This is a genomic window from Methylobacterium sp. 174MFSha1.1, from assembly GCF_900116815.1.
Taxonomy (GTDB): Bacteria; Pseudomonadota; Alphaproteobacteria; order Rhizobiales; family Beijerinckiaceae; genus Methylobacterium.
The window spans coordinates 115,211-116,726 of sequence record NZ_FPCB01000026.1 but is presented as its reverse complement, the minus strand read 5'-3'; the positions used below and the strand labels follow the sequence as shown (position 1 = coordinate 116,726).

Sequence of the window (1,516 nt, the reverse complement as noted above, 5' to 3'; positions counted from 1 at the left end):
GCACGATCACGGTTCTGCCCGTCGACGACGCCCCGGTCCTCGACCTCGACGCCTCCGGCCCCGGCACCGGCTTCTCCAGCACCTACACCGAGAACGGCGCCGGCGTGCCGATCGCCGACACCGACGTGCTGATCCAGGACGTCGACAACACCGCCCTGGCCTCGGCCACGGTGACGATCACCAACGGCCAGGCCGGCGACCTGCTCACGGCGGCGGGCCTGCCGGCGGGGATCGGCGCGAGCTACGACGCGGGCAGCTTCACGCTGACCCTGTCGGGCCAGGCGAGCCTGGCGAACTATCAGGCGGCGCTTGCGGCGGTGCGGTTCGCCTCGACCTCGGAGAACCCGCCGACGCTGCCGCGGATCGTGGCGGTGAGCGTCAACGACGGGCTTCTGGGCTCGGCGGCGGCGCAGGCGACGGTGAACGTGGTGGCGGTCAACGACGCGCCGGTGAACGGGCTGCCGGCCTCGTTCGCGGCGAGCGAGGACACGGCACTGGCGCTGACAGGCCTGAGCGTGGCCGACGTCGATGCCGCCGGCGGTGCCCTCAGCCTGACGCTGAGCGTCGGCGCGGGCACCGGCAGCCTCAGCGCGGGTGCCTCCGGCCGCGTCACCGTGACCGGCTCGGGCACGGCCTCCCTGACGCTGACCGGCGCGCTGCCGGCGCTCAACGCCTATCTTGCCTCGGCAGCCGCCCCAGTCTTCACCCCGGCCGCCAACCTCAACGGTGCCGTCGCGCTGACCCTCACCACCAGCGACAACGGCAATACCGGCGCCGGCGGGGCGCTCACCGACGTCGACACCACCCTCATCACCCTGGCGCCGGTCAACGACGCGCCGGTCAACACCCTGCCGGCGAGCTTCACCACCAACGAGGATACGCCGCTCGCGCTCACCGGCCTCGCCGTGTCAGACGTCGATGCCGGGACCGGTGCGCTCACCCTCAGCGTCGGCGCGGGCAGCGGCAGCCTCAGCGCCACCGCTTCCGGCGGCGTCACCGTCGCGGGCTCGGGCACCGCCAGCCTGACGCTCACCGGCACACTGCCGGCGCTCAACGCCTACCTGGCCTCCGCCGCCCCCGTCTTCACCCCGGTCGCCGACGCCAACGGCGCCGTCACGCTGACGATGACGACGAACGATGGCGGCAATACCGGGACAGGGACGCCCCTCACCGACACCGACACGAGCACGATCGTCATCGCACCGGTAGCCGACATCGCGGGCGACACGGCGAGCACGCCCGAGGACACGCCCGTCACCCTGGCGGTGCTGGCCAACGACAGCTTCGAGAACCCAGGCCGCACCATCACGGCCGTCAACGGTGCCGCCATCAGCCCCGGCGGCGCGGCGGTCGCGGTGGCCAACGGCAGCGTGCGGCTCAACGCGGACGGCACGCTGACCTACGCGCCGTCCGCGGACTATACCGGCGCGACGAGCTTCACCTACACGGTGACCGCAGGGGGCGTGACCGAGACCGCCACGGTCGCCGTCACCGTCACGCCCGTCAACGACGCGCC

General features: G+C 73.2%; 1 protein-coding gene. It reads left to right on the top strand.

What is annotated here, in order from left to right; all coding sequences use genetic code 11:
• On the top strand, positions 1 to 1,516 hold a 1,516-nt coding region (locus BM430_RS34840), incomplete at both ends, for a beta strand repeat-containing protein (protein WP_177303136.1).